The sequence below is a fragment of the Bacillus sp. MYb209 genome, from assembly GCF_002975175.1.
GTDB lineage: Bacteria > Bacillota > Bacilli > Bacillales > Bacillaceae_G > Bacillus_A.
This window is the reverse complement of the sequence record NZ_PCNZ01000007.1, coordinates 59,537-75,927: the sequence shown is the minus strand read 5'-3', so window position 1 is coordinate 75,927 and position 16,391 is coordinate 59,537. Positions and strand designations below refer to the sequence as shown.

Here is a 16,391-nt window from a genome sequence, read left to right as displayed (position 1 = left end):
TCTCACTATAAACTAACTGTAGATAATGTAAAAAGGAGTGAATATTTATTATGTCCGACGTTCTGTTACTGAGCCGTTTTCAATTTGCAATTACTATTTTTTATCACTTTTTATTTGTACCTTTGACAATCGGACTTGTTATTTTAGTAGCATGTATGGAAACTCAATACGCCCGCACATTGAATCCAACATACCGCAAAATGGCAAATTTCTGGGGTAAATTATTTACAATTAACTTCGTAATGGGGATTATAACCGGGATTACGATGGAATTCCAATTTGGAACAAACTGGTCTGAGTACTCCAAATATATGGGAGATATTTTCGGATCACCTCTCGCAATCGAAGCACTCGTTGCATTCTTCTTAGAATCTACTTTCATGGGAATATGGTTATTCGGTAAAGACAAAATCTCACCAAAGTTCCGTGCTTTCTGTATGTGGATGGTTGCACTTGGAACAAATATTTCTGCCCTTTGGATTATTACAGCAAACGGATTTATGCAAAATCCTGTTGGCTACGTAGTACGTAACGGCCGTGCTGAATTAAATGATTTCTGGGCACTTGTTACAAATCCATATGCTTGGAACATGTTCTTCCATACTGTAATTGGTTGTTATATTGTCGGTGCTTTCTTCGTTATGGCAATTAGTGCCTATCATTTACTACGTAAAAATGAAGTAGAATTCTTCAAAAAGTCATTTAAGTTTGGTTTAATGTTAGGATTATTCGCAGCAACTATTACACCTTTTATGGGACACCAATCTGGTGTATCAGCAGCTAAATATCAACCAGCAAAAGGGGCTGCAATGGAAGCTGTTTGGGAAACTGGAAAAGGACAAGGCTTCTCAATCATTCAAATTCCTGATGTAAAAAATGAAAAGAACTTTGAATTCCTTACTATTCCAAAACTCGGCAGTTTCTTCTATACAAATTCATTTGATGGAGAAATTGTTGGTTTAAAAGATATTCCGAAAGAAGATCGTCCAAACGTTAACCTCGTGTATTATAGCTTCCGCTTAATGGTTGCACTTGGCATGTTCTTTATGGCATTAACTTGGTTCGGTTTCTATTTAAACCGAAAAGGAAAACTAGAAAACTCAAAACGCTATTTAAAAATTACAATGTGGTCTGTCTTACTTCCTTATATTGCAATTAACGCTGGTTGGATTGTTGCTGAAGTAGGTCGTCAACCATGGACAGTATATAAACTGATGCGTACAGCAGAATCTGTATCACCTATATCAGTTCCACAAATTTGGTTCTCATTAATTAGTTTAATATTGTTCTACACTCTACTCTTAATTGCAGACGTATACTTAATGCTGAAGTTCGCGAAAAAAGGACCAGCTGCATTAGAAGAACCTGCTACTGAAGGAGGTACAGCTCATGTCTCATGATATGCTTGCAGTCATCTGGTTCGGTTTATGGGGCGTAATTTGGACAGTTTACTTCATTCTTGATGGCTACGCACTCGGTAACGGGATGATTTTCCCATTCGTTGCGAAAGACCGACAAGAACGAAATCAATTACAAGAAGCTATTGGTCCGTTCTGGGGTGGTAATGAAGTATGGTTAATTACAGCTGGTGGCGCAACATTCGCTGCCTTCCCAATCACATATGCAAATATGTTTAGTTACCTGTATACACCACTATTTTTAGTATTACTGGCACTATTTGCTCGTGCCGCTGGACTTGAATTTATGCATAAAGACGATTCACCAATTTGGCAAAAAACTTGTAAATGGGCATTTACAAGTGGTAGTTTCCTAATCGCCTTCTTATTCGGTGTTACATTCGCTAACCTGTATTACGGACTGCAAATCGGAAAAGATGGTTATGAAGGAACTTTACTTAGCTTACTAAACCATTATGGTATTTTAGGTGGTCTTTTCTTCACTGCTATATTCGTCGTATCTGGTGCCCTTTGGATTATGATTAAAACAACTGGCGAAGTATCTGATCGTGCTTATAAAATCGCAAGACCATTTTCAATGGCAGCTGCTATCATTTTAGCTATCTTCTATGTCGCAACTGCAAATCGTACAAATTTATTCCAAAACTTTACGGAATATCCTGTACTATTCATTCTTCCAGTACTTGCAATGTTAATGAGTGTACTCGCACTTATTATGGTGTACAAACATAAAATCGGCCTTGCATTCACATTCGTTTGCTTAACAATCGCAATGTTTATGACAACTGGTTTTGCAGGTATGTTCCCTAGAATGCTACCATCACGTATTAACGACGCATACAGTACAACGTTATATAACGCAGCCGGTAGTGAATTAAACTTAAAAATTATGTTCTTCGTTGCAATAGTCATGGTACCGATCGTTATCGGTTACCAACTTTGGAGCTACAGCATATTTAAAAATAAAATTCATAAAGACTCTGCTAAAGGGTATCACTAAAATGAAAAAGACACTTCGAGCGAAGTGTCTTTTTTACTTATACGTATGATTTTCGATAAGATGTTACATTTCTAATCTAACAACTATGATAAAGAAGAATCACTAACAGCTCAATTGTATCACAGGGCAAACACATCAATTTATGCAATTTTACATATAAAAATTATAACGTAGATTGAATTACTTGGTCATACACATCGCTATCGCTTACATCTGCCGTACTAATACCACTGAATGTCCTCACATTTAGTCCGGTATTTGAAGATCCTGATCCGTTATAAGCTTTCGTTTTTTCAATTGGATGTACGTTATATTTATCACCTAAGTTAATTGTCCCGTTACAGTTTTCAATAATAACCCCTTCAACAATAGCTGGCATTTTATCACCTACTTTCATTTCGTTACTTCCAGTGTATGAAAAATGCCTATAAAAATAGCTTATTTATATGAGAAAAAGCACTCAGAAGAGTGCTTTTTCTCATATCATGAATGGCAAGTTTGGAGACAGTTGACTTCTTCAAAATTTTATTAGGGGTAATATTTTGAAAAAGAAAGCCTTTCATATGTAGCTTATCACCACTGGAATATATAGTAAATTGATAATCTTTATACGGAAGATTGCTAATGTTTAGTATAGATAGTTTCCACTACTTTAATAGTGGAAACTATCTATACTAAACATTAAAAAGGTACCTTTCAAGAAGACACCCTTTCCCCTATTTATATATAACCCATCCCACTTTTCGTAAACACACACTAGAAAACAGAATCATTAATCGTTACAAGATTGTTAGATACAAAAAGAGTAGAGGCTAATGTTTGTATACAATTCTGCTTTATAGAGTGTACCCACAATTTATATTTTAATCCTCTTTCATTAAAAAGGAACAAAATATGCAAAATTACATATTTCAAAGAAAAAGACACTCTACAGAGTGCCCTCTAAACCATTTTACTTTTAATATCTCGCCTTGAATATATTTTACCATATTTATCTATAGTATTTATTGAGAAAATTCCAAATCCTTATTTTTTAATTAAACAATTATAAAATCATGTAATATAGAAAGTATTACAAAACATTATAAAAATTGAGGTGTACAACATTTATGTTTTTCGGAATCATTCCTCTTATATTGTTTATTATTTTTCTTATCTCTTACTTAAAAGATCCACGAAAAATAATAAATGGCTTTTTATTTAATGCCTTTTTCTGTTCATTTCTATTATTTTGTGCAATCGTCTCGTTTGCATCTGGTAATAACGCTTTACATTTTATCGTTATTATTCCTATGATAGCACTAATTTTAATGATACCTTTTGCTATAGTCGCTTTAATGTTTGGGCTATTTCTTAATGCGAGAATCTTGATGAAGCGTGAAGGAAGACGCTTTACAAACTCTTTAACTTTAATTGCAGCTTTAGGGATTTTATTCTTTATGCTACTCCCTATCATAAATCCAGCAAGTTTAGTCTCAACACACTTTCAATTTATTTTTGCTGCCATTTCTCTTATAACTATGTATTTCTTTATACATTTATCTAACTTCTTAAGTGCTTATTTTCTATACCAATTCAATAGACCAAGACGTAATCAAGATTTCATCATCGTTCTTGGCAGCGGCTTAATTAACGATAAAGTACCGCCGTTACTTGCAAGTCGTATTAATAAAGCAATCGACTTCTATTGGAAACAAGCAGCTGTTACTACACCGCCAACAATCATTTTCTCTGGTGGACAAGGTCCAGATGAAAACCTTCCAGAAGCAGAAGCAATGCAAAATTATGCTGTTGAAAAAGGAATTCCTTTTGAACATACCTTACAAGAAAATCGCTCTGTAAACACATATCAAAATATGTTGTTTTCTAAAGAAATTATGGATTCATTAAAGCCTGAAGGTAAGTATAAAAGTATCTTTACAACGAATAATTTCCATCTTTTCCGAGCTGGTATATATGCAAAACAAGCCAGTCTGAATAGCCAAGGAATCGGATCAAAAACAGCATTTTATTACTGGCCTAACGCAATGATTCGCGAATATGTTGCAATCGTCGTTATGGGACGTAAACGACATATGAAAGTGTGCGGAACTATTTTAGGATTCTCTTTATTCCTAACAGTAGTTAGTTTTATATTTTCTTAACAACCTCCCATCCTTTGAAAGGATGGGATTTCTTTTACGAATTCCAAAAATATTTTAATGGTAATATGGTGATAATATTTCCTGCATACATCCATTAAAGGAGAATTTTTTCAAATAAAATGTTAAAATGAAATTTAGATGTGAATTATGTAACAAATAAGAAACTAGTTTGAAACGAGGAAATTATATGGAGAAAATTATGAAAAACAAGCCCAATAAGCTGAAAATCGCTTTAAAAGCTTTGATGATTATTATTGGGGCATTTATCACAGCGTACGGATTAGAAGCCGTATTAATTCCAAACAACGTATCAGACGGTGGTGTAACTGGTTTAAGTATCGTTAGTTCAAGATTATTCGGGTTACCATTAGGACTTCTAATCGCAGTCGTTAACATCCCTTTCGTTTGGTTAGGATATAAACAAATCGGTAAAAGCTTTGCAATTTATTCTATTATCGGGATTGCTTCGCTAGCAGTAGGTACCGTTCTCATGCACGGAGTACCAACAATTATTGAGGGCGATACACTTTTAATTACTGTTGTTGGTGGTATTATTATCGGTTTTGGTATGGGACTCGCATTACGTAACGGCGGGGCATTAGATGGAATCGATATGCTAGCCGTATTACTTTCTCGAAAGTTACCATTTGGAACAAGTGACCTTATTTTATTCTTAAATATGTTTGTCTTTATTTTTGTCTCAACAGTATTTGGTCTTCAAGGAGCTATCCTTTCGGCGATTGCTTACTTTATCGCTTCTAAAGTGATTCATATTGTTGAAGTAGGTTTAAGTGGTTCTAAAACGTTTAAAATCATTACAAAAGAGCCTGAATTAATAGTAGAAACAATTCGTGATCGTTTAGGCCGAAGCGCAACATACAATGAAGTTTACGGCGGTTATTCAAGAGAGAAATTTAAAGAAATCTCTTGTGTAATTAACCGTTTAGAAGAAAGTAAAATGAAAGAACTTATTCATGAAATCGATCCTAATGCCTTTATTACAGTTTATGACGTAGCTGAAGTAAAAGGCGGTAATTTCAAGAAGCATGATATTCATTAATAGTTAAAAGCCTTCTCTAATGAGAAGGCTTTTTTATTGATATATTTTCACTCACCCCACCGTCTCCCACTCTTAATCCAATCTACATACTTTTGAAAGGCGTTCACTTCATGTTGAAAGCGAAGCGGAAAATACAGAAAGAGAGTACATGTACATATTATCCATACAATACCTACTATAAAGTGAAATTTCATCGTTGTACTAATGAACAAACTCAAGAATAAGACGAGGAACATAATCAAACTAAATCTTTTGTACATAGTCATACTAATCCCTCCTTATGTATTAAGTGTACCAGCTATAAGGAATTAATTACCATAAAAAAAGACCGAAAAGTAAATTCCACTTTTCGGTCTCTATGCTATCTTCTCTTCGTAATTTTCCCTGAACCACCAACCCTCGTTTTCGGGGGAGACGTATTCTTTGGCGGGGTTTTAATAGATGATTTCGGCTTCACATCAGATCCGCTCGATCCACCTGGCGTTTTCGTAATTTTCCCTTTGCTTCCGGTAGAAGGCGGAGGCGTCGTTTTACTTCCTTTTTCCGTAATATTTCCTTTATCACCTACAGATGATTTCGGATCTACATTATCGCCTCGCTTAATAATAGATCCTTTCCCTTCCTTCGTAATTGGAGGCGGGGTTTTCTTTTCTTCTTTCGTAGGTGGTCTTTCCGGGATAACCGGTTTATGATTTTGTCTGTCGTTATATCCGCGATAATCACCGTATGATGATTTCCGTGAACCGAATATATCGTTTAATATACTCCCCATAATATATCCTTGTAAGAAGGATGGTTGGTAATTTTGACGGACAAATTCTTCATTACTTATTTCAATTAACGTATCAGATGGTTTCTCTTTATCCTTTTGCAAATTATACATTTTATCAGAATAAACGAGGAACATTTGATTTTCGTCTTCTTTAGATGCTTGCTTCGGTTTCCTTTCGGCTATAAGTTCCTTTGCGACTTCAGGAACTGACCGATTAGCAGCCCTATACACGTAAGATTCTTGTTTACCATCCTTTGCGACAGACTCTAGCGGATAACGGTCTTGAATTGACTTCGCCTGACCACTTTGACAGCCCGATAAAGCATAGCCGGCAATAACAAGTAATGTAACGATAGCAAGTATAGGGATCACGAACGATTTAATCATGGTAAACAATCGGTTTGACATGATTACGCCCCCCTTATGTTGCTCTTATGATTTGTACATCAGCAGGAATAATTGCTTCTCCCTCATACATCATTGTGCGACCATTTTGCCATTCAACACGTAATAATTTGCGGTTATCAGATTGGAATTCCCATACGTACTGTTCTTCTGAAGCAGCGAATGGTGTTTTTCCCATAACAACAACACGTCCATTATATTGTTCTTCCATATGATACTCTATATCATCCATTTCAATCGTCGTCGGAATTTCATCGATTGAATCTAAACGACCATCAATCGGTGTATACAATTTGTAATACGTATTTTCACGGTCTTCAATTTTCAAATAACGAATATCTTTCCCGTCCTGTAAGGTTAAAACAATCTCCTTGCGAGAATGCATGCTCGTTTTCCCAGTTAATTCGTACATTACTAACGAAACTTCAATCATATCGCCAGGAGCTAACGTTAAAAGGCTCTTTTCTGGTTTCGGCGGCTCGGGGCTCTTCATTATATTTTTAATACGTTTAAATAAACTCACAATCTACCCCTCCTTTTCTCTTTATAAACAAGCACCTAAAATTAGTGCACCAACAATATGTAATGAACCAGCTAACAACGCATGTGCTACGCTGCCTTCTTTCGTTCCTTCTTCTAAATCTAAACCAGACATTTTCTTTAACACAAATTCAATGAACATTTCTACAACTAATAAAATAACGAAAGAAACTGCTGAGGCAAGAAGCGCTTGCCATAAATCATTCGCTTTCGTAATCGATTGTGACAAAATGTATCCTTGAGCGAATAATTTCATAACGAAACGCGTTGTCACTGCTGTGTTTCCATTTTTTATCTCTTTTAAATCATTGTATTTTGTAAAAATCGAATCAACCCACATAATTGCAAATAAAAGTACCGCACTCGCTCCAGTCCATACAAGCATGGCTAAAACATTCGTCCACGTCATTGCAAAACCTCCTCTAAAAGGTAATAGAAAACCGACATGAATTCTCTTCAGACATGTCGGTTTCTTTGTCTATTCTATATTATTTCTCATACTGCTTCATAATACGGGATAATTCATCGTCAACAGCAGAATTTTTGTTTAAGCTTGCGAATTCATCATCTAATGACTTTTCTTTTTTGTAAACTTCACCGCTCGCTTCTGCTTCAGCCTCTAATTGAAGGGCTTTCTCTTCCATACGGCTTAAACCAGCTTTTGCTGAATTTGAATCGAATCCAGACATCGCCTGATTAATATTCTTTTGTGCTTTCGCTGCATTTACACGCGCAACAAGTGTTTCACGTTTATTTTTCAGCTCTGTTAATTGCTTACGCATTTCTTCTAACTTCGCACGAAGATTATCAGCAGCTGCTTTGTTTTGCTCATAGCTTGCTTTATACTCATTCATCTTTTGCTCTGCATTTTGTTTTTCTTCTAATGCACGGCGCGCAAGATCTAAGTTACTAGCTTGAACAGCCATATGAGCTTGCTCTTCGCGTTTTTTCACAAGTGCTTCTTGCTCTTCAAATAATAATTTAAACTTCTTCTCAAGTGCGATTTGAGCTGCTACACTTTTCTCAGCTTCTTGTACATCCGCTTGCATATCGCGTAAATATTGATCCGTCATCTTAACTGGATCTTCAGCTTTTTCAATTAATGAATACACATTCGACATTGTTAAATCTCTTAATCGCTTAAATACAGACATCCAAATTCCTCCTATGATATACCTCATATTTCAAATTCGCTACTTGGAAAACTCAAAAATCTCCCTTTACAGTAAGAATATTCATTTTTACAACCTATGTGTTTATTATAGCAAAACAAAGATGTCCTTACATGTTATTTCCAAAATACATACAATATAATATGACATTTTAGATAGAATATTGTATTCCTACTATATTCTTATTATTTCTTTTCTCAAAATTAACTTATTTTTACGTACTTTCACTAAATTACATAATTGTAATGTTACTGTAAGCTAACTCGATAGTTGCATCTCCATATTTCTTATACACTAATACCAGAAGCAACGAAATAACAAACATGCTTCTCATCATTTAAGGACTAATACAAAAAGTGTATTTACTATAAAAAACATACAAAAAGGAGACAACATCATGAAAAAATTAGTAGGAATCGGATTAGCAGCAGCAATTTCATTCGGAGCATTATCAGGTTGTTCTTTATTAGGAGAGAAAGCGAACGGGTTTGTACTGTACGGAACAGAAGACCAAGTTCAACAAATTACAGATAAAAATAAAAAAGAAGTGAAAGAAAAAGACTTCTATAAAATGAAACTTACAACATTAGAAGATAAAAAAGTACTTGTAATGAATAAGACAACTGGTGAAGAACTGGTGAAGAAAGAGTTACTTAGCAAAGTTGATAAAAAGGACGACACAACACCACTTGATAAATTACCAGCTGTGACAGCAGAGCAAGGTGTATTATTCGCAAAAGATAAAGTAGAAAACGCTACAATTGATGGTGCAAAATTAAAATATGAAGGAAACACAATTATCGGCAGTGGCCGTGCATATGCAGACATGTTCGCCATTGTTGACGATGCAACTTACGGAAATGTAAAAGGTGAAGAAAAATCTGTAGGTGTACTAAAATTCGATAAAGATCCTAGTAAAGAATTCCCTGGTTACAACGGAGTAGAAGCTTCTCAACTTGTAAAAATTAAAAAGTAAAACAAAAGAGCTTTGCGAAATTCGCAAAGCTCTTTTCTATTTATGAGCAATTTGCTCCATATCCGGACTACAAGTTTGCGACTGACATGATTTATTTAAAGAACATGCTGCGCATTTTCCTTTTTTACTTCTCTTTACAAAATTAACTAACGTATATGCTGCATAACCAAAAATGATAGCTCCAATTATAATATTGACCATCATTGCAATACATCTCCTTCTAGAATCCGAGTAAGGATCCAACTTGGTATATAATGAGCGTTAATACATAAGCAACAACTAATGGATACACGACAGAGAAAATTGTCCATTTCACCGATCCAGTTTCACGTTTAATGACAGCTACTGTCGCTAAGCACGGAACATATAATAAAACAAAGAACATAAATGCGTACGCTGATAAAGCAGTATAATGTGCTCCCATTACATTTCCTAGCACATCTTCTTTAACCGCATAAATAATCGCCATTGTTGAAACGACAACTTCTTTTGCCAAAAATCCTGTTAAAAGGGATGCCCCAGCTTGCCAAGTTCCAAAGCCGAGCGGTGCGAATAGTGGAGCGATAAATCCACCAATCATCGCTAAGAAACTATCTCCCATATCAACACCAAATCCTGATGGACCTGCATAGTTTAATAACCAAATAACAACCGAACCACCGAAGATGAATGTACCTGCTTTACGAACAAATCCTTTACCTTTCTCCCACGTGCTCAGCCATAACGTTTTCGCTTGCGGCACACGGTAAGGAGGTAATTCAATTACGAAAATAGATTTTTCCGCTTTTAAAATAGTAAGAGACATAATTTTTGTAACGAGTAATGCAAGAACAATCCCTGCAACATATAAAGAAAATACAACAGTCGCCTGACTATGAGGGAAGAACACTCCCGCAAATAATGCATATACAGGTAAACGTGCTGAACAAGACATAAACGGTGTTACAAGGATTGTAAGTAAACGTTCTTTTTCCTGTTCAATCGTTCTCGCTGCCATAATCCCTGGAACGTTACATCCAAATCCGATAATCATTGGGATAAATGCTTTTCCGTTTAAGCCGAAAAACTCCATAATTCTATCCATAACAACTGCGATTCGTGCCATATATCCCGAGTCTTCTAATAGCGAGATGAAAAAGAATAGTGCAAAGATTTGTGGAACGAATACTAATACTGCACCAACGCCCGCAATAATACCTTCTGTAACGAGTGCTTGAATAAAGTCAGAAGCCCCAACACTTGTGAGCCCAGCTGTAACCCAATCAGTAAGTTGTCCGCCCAAAAATCCATCAAGCATATCAGATAAAGGCGTACCAATCCACGTAAACGTAACCTGAAAAATAAAAAACATAACTGCTAAAAAGATTGGAAGTCCTAAAATTTTATGTGTAATTAACTTATCGATTTTTTCCGAAAAAGGAATTTTCCCTTCTTTCTCATGCTGCATGACATTTGTTTTTAACTTTTCAATATACGCTTCTCGAGTTTTGTAAATGTGCTCCTCCAACGTACAATCAAGTTTTCCGTCTAAACGAGATCGAATGGCTATAAGTTCCTTATAAATTGGTAATGCTTTCATTTCTTTTTCTACTACTTCGTTATTGCTTAGAAATTGAAGAGCTAACCATCTCGGATGCTCATAATTCGCTGTCTCTAAAAGAGCGATTACCTCTCCGATTCCTTCATCCATTTGTACACCATATGAAATAATGAATGGCTTTTTCTCTTTTTGTTTCTCTTCATGAAGAGTAGTAAGTAATTCTTCACAGCCTTTTCCGGTCCTTGCGATGACAGGAACGACTGTTACACCTAATATTTCTGATAACCTTTTTACATTAATCACAATTCCTCTTTGCTTTGCCACATCAACCATATTTAAACCAATTGAAACTGGCTTACCAAATTCAAGTAATTGCAATGTTAAATGCATATTTCGCTCAAATTGTGAAGAATCCACTATATTTAACATATGATGAAATTCGTCTGTTAGTAGAAAATTCGTAACGACACCTTCATCACGTGAAACTGGATTCAAATCATAGACGCCTGGTAAATCAATTAATGTTCCTTGCTTATCTTTTAATTTACCAACCTTTTTTTCTACTGTTACACCGCTCCAGTTTCCTACATACTCATAAGAACCAGTAAGTGCATTAAATAATGATGTTTTCCCTGTATTCGGATTCCCTAGCAAAGCTACCTTATTCACGCTAATTCCACCTTTATCATTTTCGCGTCACAATGACGAATACTAATTAACTGTCCGCGACACTCCAATGTACAAGGACCTTTAAACATCGCTTTCTGTTTCAGACTAAGTTCGCTTCCTTCCGCGAGACCGAAAGCAGCCAGTCTTCTCTTTAGTAAATTATCTAACGACTGAATACTTTTTACTAACACTTTCTCACCAATTTTAATATCTACTAAGCTCATAACCTTCCCCCTCAGAAGAGAATGATAATTATTTTCAAACAAATTATATCATACTCTATTTCAATTGGACTATATCTTTTTGCTTCATATTTATTAACATTTCAATACAATTATATTTCACTTATTGTCATACAAGGTTCATTTGCCATTCTCATCCATTTCGCTTACAATAAACAATAGCAAATAAAGAATCTCGTTATCACAGGGGGAGCCTTACCGCTGAGAGGGAACAATTCGTTCCGACCCTTCGAACCTGTTAGTTAATACTAGCGCAGGGATTGTGCAAACGTTCGAAATACATACCTCTTTTTTTATTTACGTATTTCGTATCCTCCTATGATAATGTTCTTTTTTGCGTCACTTGGATTTAGGGGGAGACAACATGCGTAACACCAATTTACAAGCGATGATCGAATCTGCTATTCTTGCAGCCTTCGCCTTGATTATCGATATTTTACCATTATCACTTAAACTTCCAACAGGCGGTTCCATCTCATTTGCTATGATACCTATTTTTATTATCGCATACCGCTGGGGTTTCAAAATGGCTTTCTTAGGCGGCTTAATTTGGGGATTATTGCAAATTGTCGTTGGAGATGCAATTATCGTCACACCAATTCAAGTAATAATTGAATACTTCGTTGCTTTCGCATTCATTGGATTTGCTGGACTATTTTATAAGCCCATTCAGCAAACATTAATGAATAATCAAAGAAAGAAAACCATTGCTTATATTATCTTTGCTACATTTATTGGTAGCCTTGCACGTTATTTCTGGCACTTTATTGCAGGTATTATCTTTTGGGGCCAATATGCACCAAAAGGGCAATCAGCCGTCTTATATTCATTAATTGTAAACGGTAGTACGATGCTCGCTTCTTTCACATTATGTACTGTATTACTAATTCTTTTATTTACAACTTCACCACGCTTATTCAAAAGCATTGGTGCTTATCAAATGAATTCACAAAAAAAAGGCGCTTAATTAGCGCTCTTTTTTTTTATCAAAGCTCTCAATGAGTAATATCAATAATAAATACGATAAATGCACAAAAGAAAATAAATACCATCACACCTAGTAAATTGCTATTCACGGCTAATCTACTCCTTACATAACCTCATTTTCTATCCAAATTATACTGTTTGAAAATAAAGATTAGGTAAAGATAATATGAAATTAAATTAAAAAAGCGTAACATGTATTGTCTACGCTTTTTTCGGTAAGTAGAAGTAAAATAACACACCATCTTCTGTATTCTTGACCCCATATTCAGCATTGTGCAGCTCTAAAATGTTTTTTGAAATCGCAAGGCCAAGCCCGGTTCCACCTTGTGAACGTTTCCGTGCCGCATCTACTCGATAAAAACGATCCCAAATTTTATCTAATTGTTCTTCTTCAATGTGGGCACCCTTATTTTCAATACACACTTTTATATGATTCTTCTCATCTATTGCGGAAATAATGATATCTTTTTTATCTGGTGTATAACGTATTGCATTCGTAATAAAATTCACAATTACTTGTTCAATTCTATTTTGATTTCCAATCACTTCTGCTGGACATATATGTTTGTGCACACTCAGTTCTTTTTTCTCTATCTCCGATGAAAGCTGTTCACATATTTCTTCAATCACTCCATCGATATAGAACGAATCCATCTTCATGTTATATGTGCCAGACTCAAATTTAGCTAATTCAAGCATATCCAAAATTAGTATATCCATCTTGTCTACTTCTTTTTCCATCGCCTGAAAATAGTAGTCTTTCTTATGTTCAGCTACCCCATCTTTTAAAATGGAAATACAGCTTTTCATAATACTCAGCGGCGTTTTTAGTTCATGCGATACACCTGCAATAAATTCTTTCCTTGTGTTTTCTAACTTTCTTTCTTTTTCAATATCTTGTTCTAACTGTCCAATATGTGAATGTAGCTTATTAGATAGTGTATTAATATTTTTTGATAAATCACCAATCTCATCTTTTGAAGTAATCGGAATTTTTTCTGTAAAATCTAAATGCGCTATTTTCTTTGTTGTATCATTTATTTTTAGTAACGGTTTTGCGATTTGTTTTGAGTAATAGAACGAAGCTAGAAAAATGAGAACGACTACAAACGCAACAATATAGATGTAATAATCTTGCACCATTTGTACAGCCTCATCTACAGGCTGCAAAGAAGCCATCGCATATATATATGCTATCGATCCGTCTTTTTCTTTTATTGGTTTAATTAATAATTTATATTTTATATCATTTTTTTCATAATCCACTATTTGTGTTGAATACTGTATGTGATTGCTCTCTTTTAATAATAAATCAGTTTGAAATTCCTTTATGCTATCTAAGAATAAACTATTTTTATAAATTGGATTCACAGGACCTTTTACATCGGGTAACTGTACTTTCGTAACACGCCCGTCTATCTTAGCACCCTGTTCCTGATTAGCTCGTTCTTGAGCAGCCTGTTCTTGAGTAACTTGCTTCTTTTCCTTAACAAGTGGTTCTTGGTCCGCTTTCTTTTTTTCCTTCTCTTCTCGAATCTCACTGATTTTTTTTTCTAACGGTTTATTAGATCCACTTAAATTCCCCTTGCCTAACGCGAAAGAAAATGGAATAAAACTATCTTCTTTTTTCACTCCAGAAAAATTAATTTCTTGGTCTAAAAACTGATTTGACGGTTTATTATCAATCTCTTCTATATTGATGAGATTGTATAAGGGAATCATGATTATTTGTTGTCCAAAGCTCTTCTGTTGCTTACGGTCTATCGTTACCTCAAAATAAAAATCATCCGCATGTTTTAAATTCCCATTCTGATCTAATGTCGTAATCCATGTATTATTTTCGCTTAAAAAATCTTGCTCCAGTTTCTGAATTTCTTCTGCACTTTCGGCATGATTTAAATAATTCTTTACAAAGGAATCTAAATTCACTTTAATATCTTCCACTTTTCGATTTGCATAATATTGTTTAAAAAATATCGTTTGTCCAATAAATATCGTCGCTAAAATCAACATACATAAGGCTGTTGTAAGGGTAAATAATTTAAGTACAATCCCTTTTCTCATATGTTCCCCTCGAATTTATAACCAGTTCGCACTACAGTTGTAATGTGCTTTGCTTTCTCTCCTAATTTATTTCGCAAATTACGAATATGGCTATTAACCGTTCGATCATCACCAGCAAACTCATATCCCCAAATTCTTGAAATTAATTGTTCTCTTGTTAGTACAATTCCTTGGTTTTTCATGAAATACACTAATATTTCAAACTCTGTATGTGTTAAACTAATGTCTGCCTCATCAACAGTAACAGTACGTGACGGAAAATGGACATGAATGCCATGAATTGATAACGTGTCATCTTCATTCTCTAAAGGTTTCTTTTTTGCTTTTCTACTTTCTAACAACCTTTTCGCTCTCGCTAATAAAATAGGCGGACTATATGGTTTCGCAACATAATCATCTGCCCCAAGCTCAAACCCAAGTAACGTATCATCTTCATCTACACGTGCCGTCAGCATAATAATTGGAACTTGGGACGTCTTACGAATCCTTCGGCAAACAGACCAACCATCAAGTTCTGGCAACATAATATCAAGAATAACTAAATCAACCTCTTCTTCTTCAAATAAAACTAAAGCCTCTTTCCCGTCCCTCGCTTCAAGTACTTTATATTGTTCACTCAAAAAGTAATCCTTTAATATTTCACGTAAAATATCTTCATCTTCAACAATTAAAATGTTTTTTGACATACTCTATGCCTCCCCCTCTCATTTTAATTAGATAGCATTTTATAATTTTATTTTGAATTGCTCGTAATTAACTTTGCCTCGATAATATATCGATCCGGTGCATCCCCTATATAATCAAATGGATAGCAAGTCGTCAATGTTAATGTCGGTTCTTCTTTTTTCACAATAACAGTGCGATCATCCGCATGTGTAATCCATGTCTTTTGAATTTCGTATGTGTAAGTTTTATTATCATACTCCAAAATAAGGTTATCCTTTTCTTTTAGCTCCCCTAAATCTGTAAATACAGTATCTCGATGCCCACTCAGTACAGTATGTCCTCCTCCAGATGGCGTTGTCGTTAAATCACTAACGAACATACCAACTCCTTTTTTCAAAGTTGCATCATTCGCTCCCCAATATATAGAAAACTTCTTCTTTATTTTCGGTATATTTAACATTGCTACCTTTTCTCCTTCTTTATGTTGTATTTGAGAAGAAGGTATTTGCGCGTTTACTGGTACTTCGCTAGAATGCTGCTTGGATGTTTGCTGCTCAAAATTTTTAATCTCTTCCGTCGTCAAATCTTGTGCAGAACTTTTTCCTTTATACCATTCAAAAGAATAATAAGCTCCCATTAATAGACCTACTATCATTAACGTAAACCCAATACGATTTAGAATCGTCACTGTTAATCCCTCCATGCAAAAAATGGTAGGGACATCCTACCATTTTTA

The 16,391-nt window shown here is 35.0% G+C and carries 18 protein-coding genes and 1 riboswitch; of the genes, 6 read left to right on the top strand and 12 right to left on the bottom strand.

Going from position 1 to position 16,391, the window contains the following annotated elements:
- Positions 1-50: 50 nt before the first annotated feature.
- On the top strand, positions 51-1,400 hold the full coding sequence (gene cydA, locus CQZ94_RS14250) for a cytochrome ubiquinol oxidase subunit I (protein WP_002112462.1): 1,350 nt from the start codon (positions 51-53) through the stop codon (positions 1,398-1,400).
- Complete coding sequence (gene cydB / locus CQZ94_RS14245) at positions 1,390-2,418, top strand: cytochrome d ubiquinol oxidase subunit II (protein WP_105585927.1); 1,029 nt, start codon at positions 1,390-1,392, stop codon at positions 2,416-2,418. The genes cydA and cydB overlap by 11 nt, the downstream gene beginning before the upstream one ends.
- Before the next feature lie 163 nt (positions 2,419-2,581).
- Here the strand turns inward: cydB and CQZ94_RS14240 are convergent, their stop codons facing one another.
- Positions 2,582-2,815 (bottom strand): spore germination protein, encoded by a 234-nt coding sequence (locus tag CQZ94_RS14240; protein WP_105585926.1) that lies wholly within the window; start codon positions 2,813-2,815, stop codon positions 2,582-2,584.
- Between the two features lie 712 nt (positions 2,816-3,527).
- Between CQZ94_RS14240 and CQZ94_RS14235 the strand changes: the two genes are divergently transcribed.
- On the top strand, positions 3,528-4,562 hold the full coding sequence (locus CQZ94_RS14235) for a YdcF family protein (RefSeq protein WP_105585925.1): 1,035 nt from the start codon (positions 3,528-3,530) through the stop codon (positions 4,560-4,562).
- 187 nt (positions 4,563-4,749) lie between these two features.
- The gene (locus CQZ94_RS14230; RefSeq protein WP_105585924.1) at positions 4,750-5,622 is read left to right on the top strand and encodes a YitT family protein; all 873 of its coding nucleotides are present in this window, start codon (positions 4,750-4,752) and stop codon (positions 5,620-5,622) included.
- Positions 5,623-5,669: 47 nt separating this feature from the next.
- Here the strand turns inward: CQZ94_RS14230 and CQZ94_RS14225 are convergent, their stop codons facing one another.
- From CQZ94_RS14225 to CQZ94_RS14205, 5 genes are all read right to left on the bottom strand, one after another.
- A complete protein-coding gene (locus CQZ94_RS14225; RefSeq protein WP_105585923.1) occupies positions 5,670-5,888 on the bottom strand; it encodes a hypothetical protein in 219 nt (72 codons plus the stop codon).
- A 95-nt stretch (positions 5,889-5,983) separates the two neighbouring features.
- Positions 5,984-6,802, bottom strand: coding sequence for a DUF4247 domain-containing protein (locus CQZ94_RS14220; RefSeq protein WP_105585922.1), 819 nt, complete (start codon positions 6,800-6,802; stop codon positions 5,984-5,986).
- A 13-nt stretch (positions 6,803-6,815) separates the two neighbouring features.
- Complete coding sequence (locus CQZ94_RS14215) at positions 6,816-7,322, bottom strand: DUF4178 domain-containing protein (protein ID WP_000051748.1); 507 nt, start codon at positions 7,320-7,322, stop codon at positions 6,816-6,818.
- 21 nt (positions 7,323-7,343) lie between these two features.
- Positions 7,344-7,748 carry a DUF350 domain-containing protein gene (locus CQZ94_RS14210; RefSeq protein ID WP_098889437.1) on the bottom strand — a complete coding sequence of 135 codons (405 nt, stop codon included), beginning with the start codon at positions 7,746-7,748 and terminating at the stop codon, positions 7,344-7,346.
- Between the two features lie 79 nt (positions 7,749-7,827).
- Positions 7,828-8,493, bottom strand: coding sequence for a PspA/IM30 family protein (locus tag CQZ94_RS14205; RefSeq protein ID WP_105585921.1), 666 nt, complete (start codon positions 8,491-8,493; stop codon positions 7,828-7,830).
- A gap of 415 nt (positions 8,494-8,908) precedes the next feature.
- Between CQZ94_RS14205 and CQZ94_RS14200 the strand changes: the two genes are divergently transcribed.
- Positions 8,909-9,487, top strand: coding sequence for a lipoprotein BA_5634 family protein (locus CQZ94_RS14200; protein WP_105585920.1), 579 nt, complete (start codon positions 8,909-8,911; stop codon positions 9,485-9,487).
- Between the two features lie 36 nt (positions 9,488-9,523).
- On the opposite strand, the gene CQZ94_RS14195 is transcribed toward CQZ94_RS14200, so the two are convergent.
- The 3 genes from CQZ94_RS14195 to CQZ94_RS14185 are packed head-to-tail and all read right to left on the bottom strand — an operon-like array spanning position 9,524 to position 11,920.
- On the bottom strand, positions 9,524-9,691 hold the full coding sequence (locus CQZ94_RS14195) for a FeoB-associated Cys-rich membrane protein (RefSeq protein ID WP_000989597.1): 168 nt from the start codon (positions 9,689-9,691) through the stop codon (positions 9,524-9,526).
- A gap of 16 nt (positions 9,692-9,707) precedes the next feature.
- Positions 9,708-11,696, bottom strand: coding sequence for a ferrous iron transport protein B (gene feoB, locus CQZ94_RS14190; RefSeq protein WP_105585919.1), 1,989 nt, complete (start codon positions 11,694-11,696; stop codon positions 9,708-9,710).
- Positions 11,693-11,920 carry a FeoA family protein gene (locus tag CQZ94_RS14185; RefSeq protein WP_071744389.1) on the bottom strand — a complete coding sequence of 76 codons (228 nt, stop codon included), beginning with the start codon at positions 11,918-11,920 and terminating at the stop codon, positions 11,693-11,695. Before CQZ94_RS14185 ends, feoB begins: the two co-directional genes overlap by 4 nt.
- Before the next feature lie 194 nt (positions 11,921-12,114).
- Positions 12,115-12,216: riboswitch (TPP riboswitch) on the top strand.
- A 65-nt stretch (positions 12,217-12,281) separates the two neighbouring features.
- Between CQZ94_RS14185 and thiT the strand changes: the two genes are divergently transcribed.
- Positions 12,282-12,905, top strand: a complete 624-nt coding sequence (gene thiT, locus CQZ94_RS14180) for an energy-coupled thiamine transporter ThiT (protein ID WP_181149501.1) — start codon at positions 12,282-12,284, stop codon at positions 12,903-12,905.
- Between the two features lie 221 nt (positions 12,906-13,126).
- On the opposite strand, the gene CQZ94_RS14175 is transcribed toward thiT, so the two are convergent.
- The 3 genes from CQZ94_RS14175 to CQZ94_RS14165 are packed head-to-tail and all read right to left on the bottom strand — an operon-like array spanning position 13,127 to position 16,343.
- Positions 13,127-14,989, bottom strand: coding sequence for a sensor histidine kinase (locus tag CQZ94_RS14175; protein ID WP_105585917.1), 1,863 nt, complete (start codon positions 14,987-14,989; stop codon positions 13,127-13,129).
- Positions 14,986-15,675: a response regulator transcription factor gene (locus CQZ94_RS14170; RefSeq protein ID WP_105585916.1), complete on the bottom strand. Its 690-nt coding sequence runs from the start codon at positions 15,673-15,675 to the stop codon at positions 14,986-14,988. Before CQZ94_RS14170 ends, CQZ94_RS14175 begins: the two co-directional genes overlap by 4 nt.
- Before the next feature lie 47 nt (positions 15,676-15,722).
- Positions 15,723-16,343, bottom strand: a complete 621-nt coding sequence (locus tag CQZ94_RS14165; RefSeq protein ID WP_105585915.1) for a class D sortase — start codon at positions 16,341-16,343, stop codon at positions 15,723-15,725.
- Between the last annotated feature and the right edge of the window lie 48 nt (positions 16,344-16,391).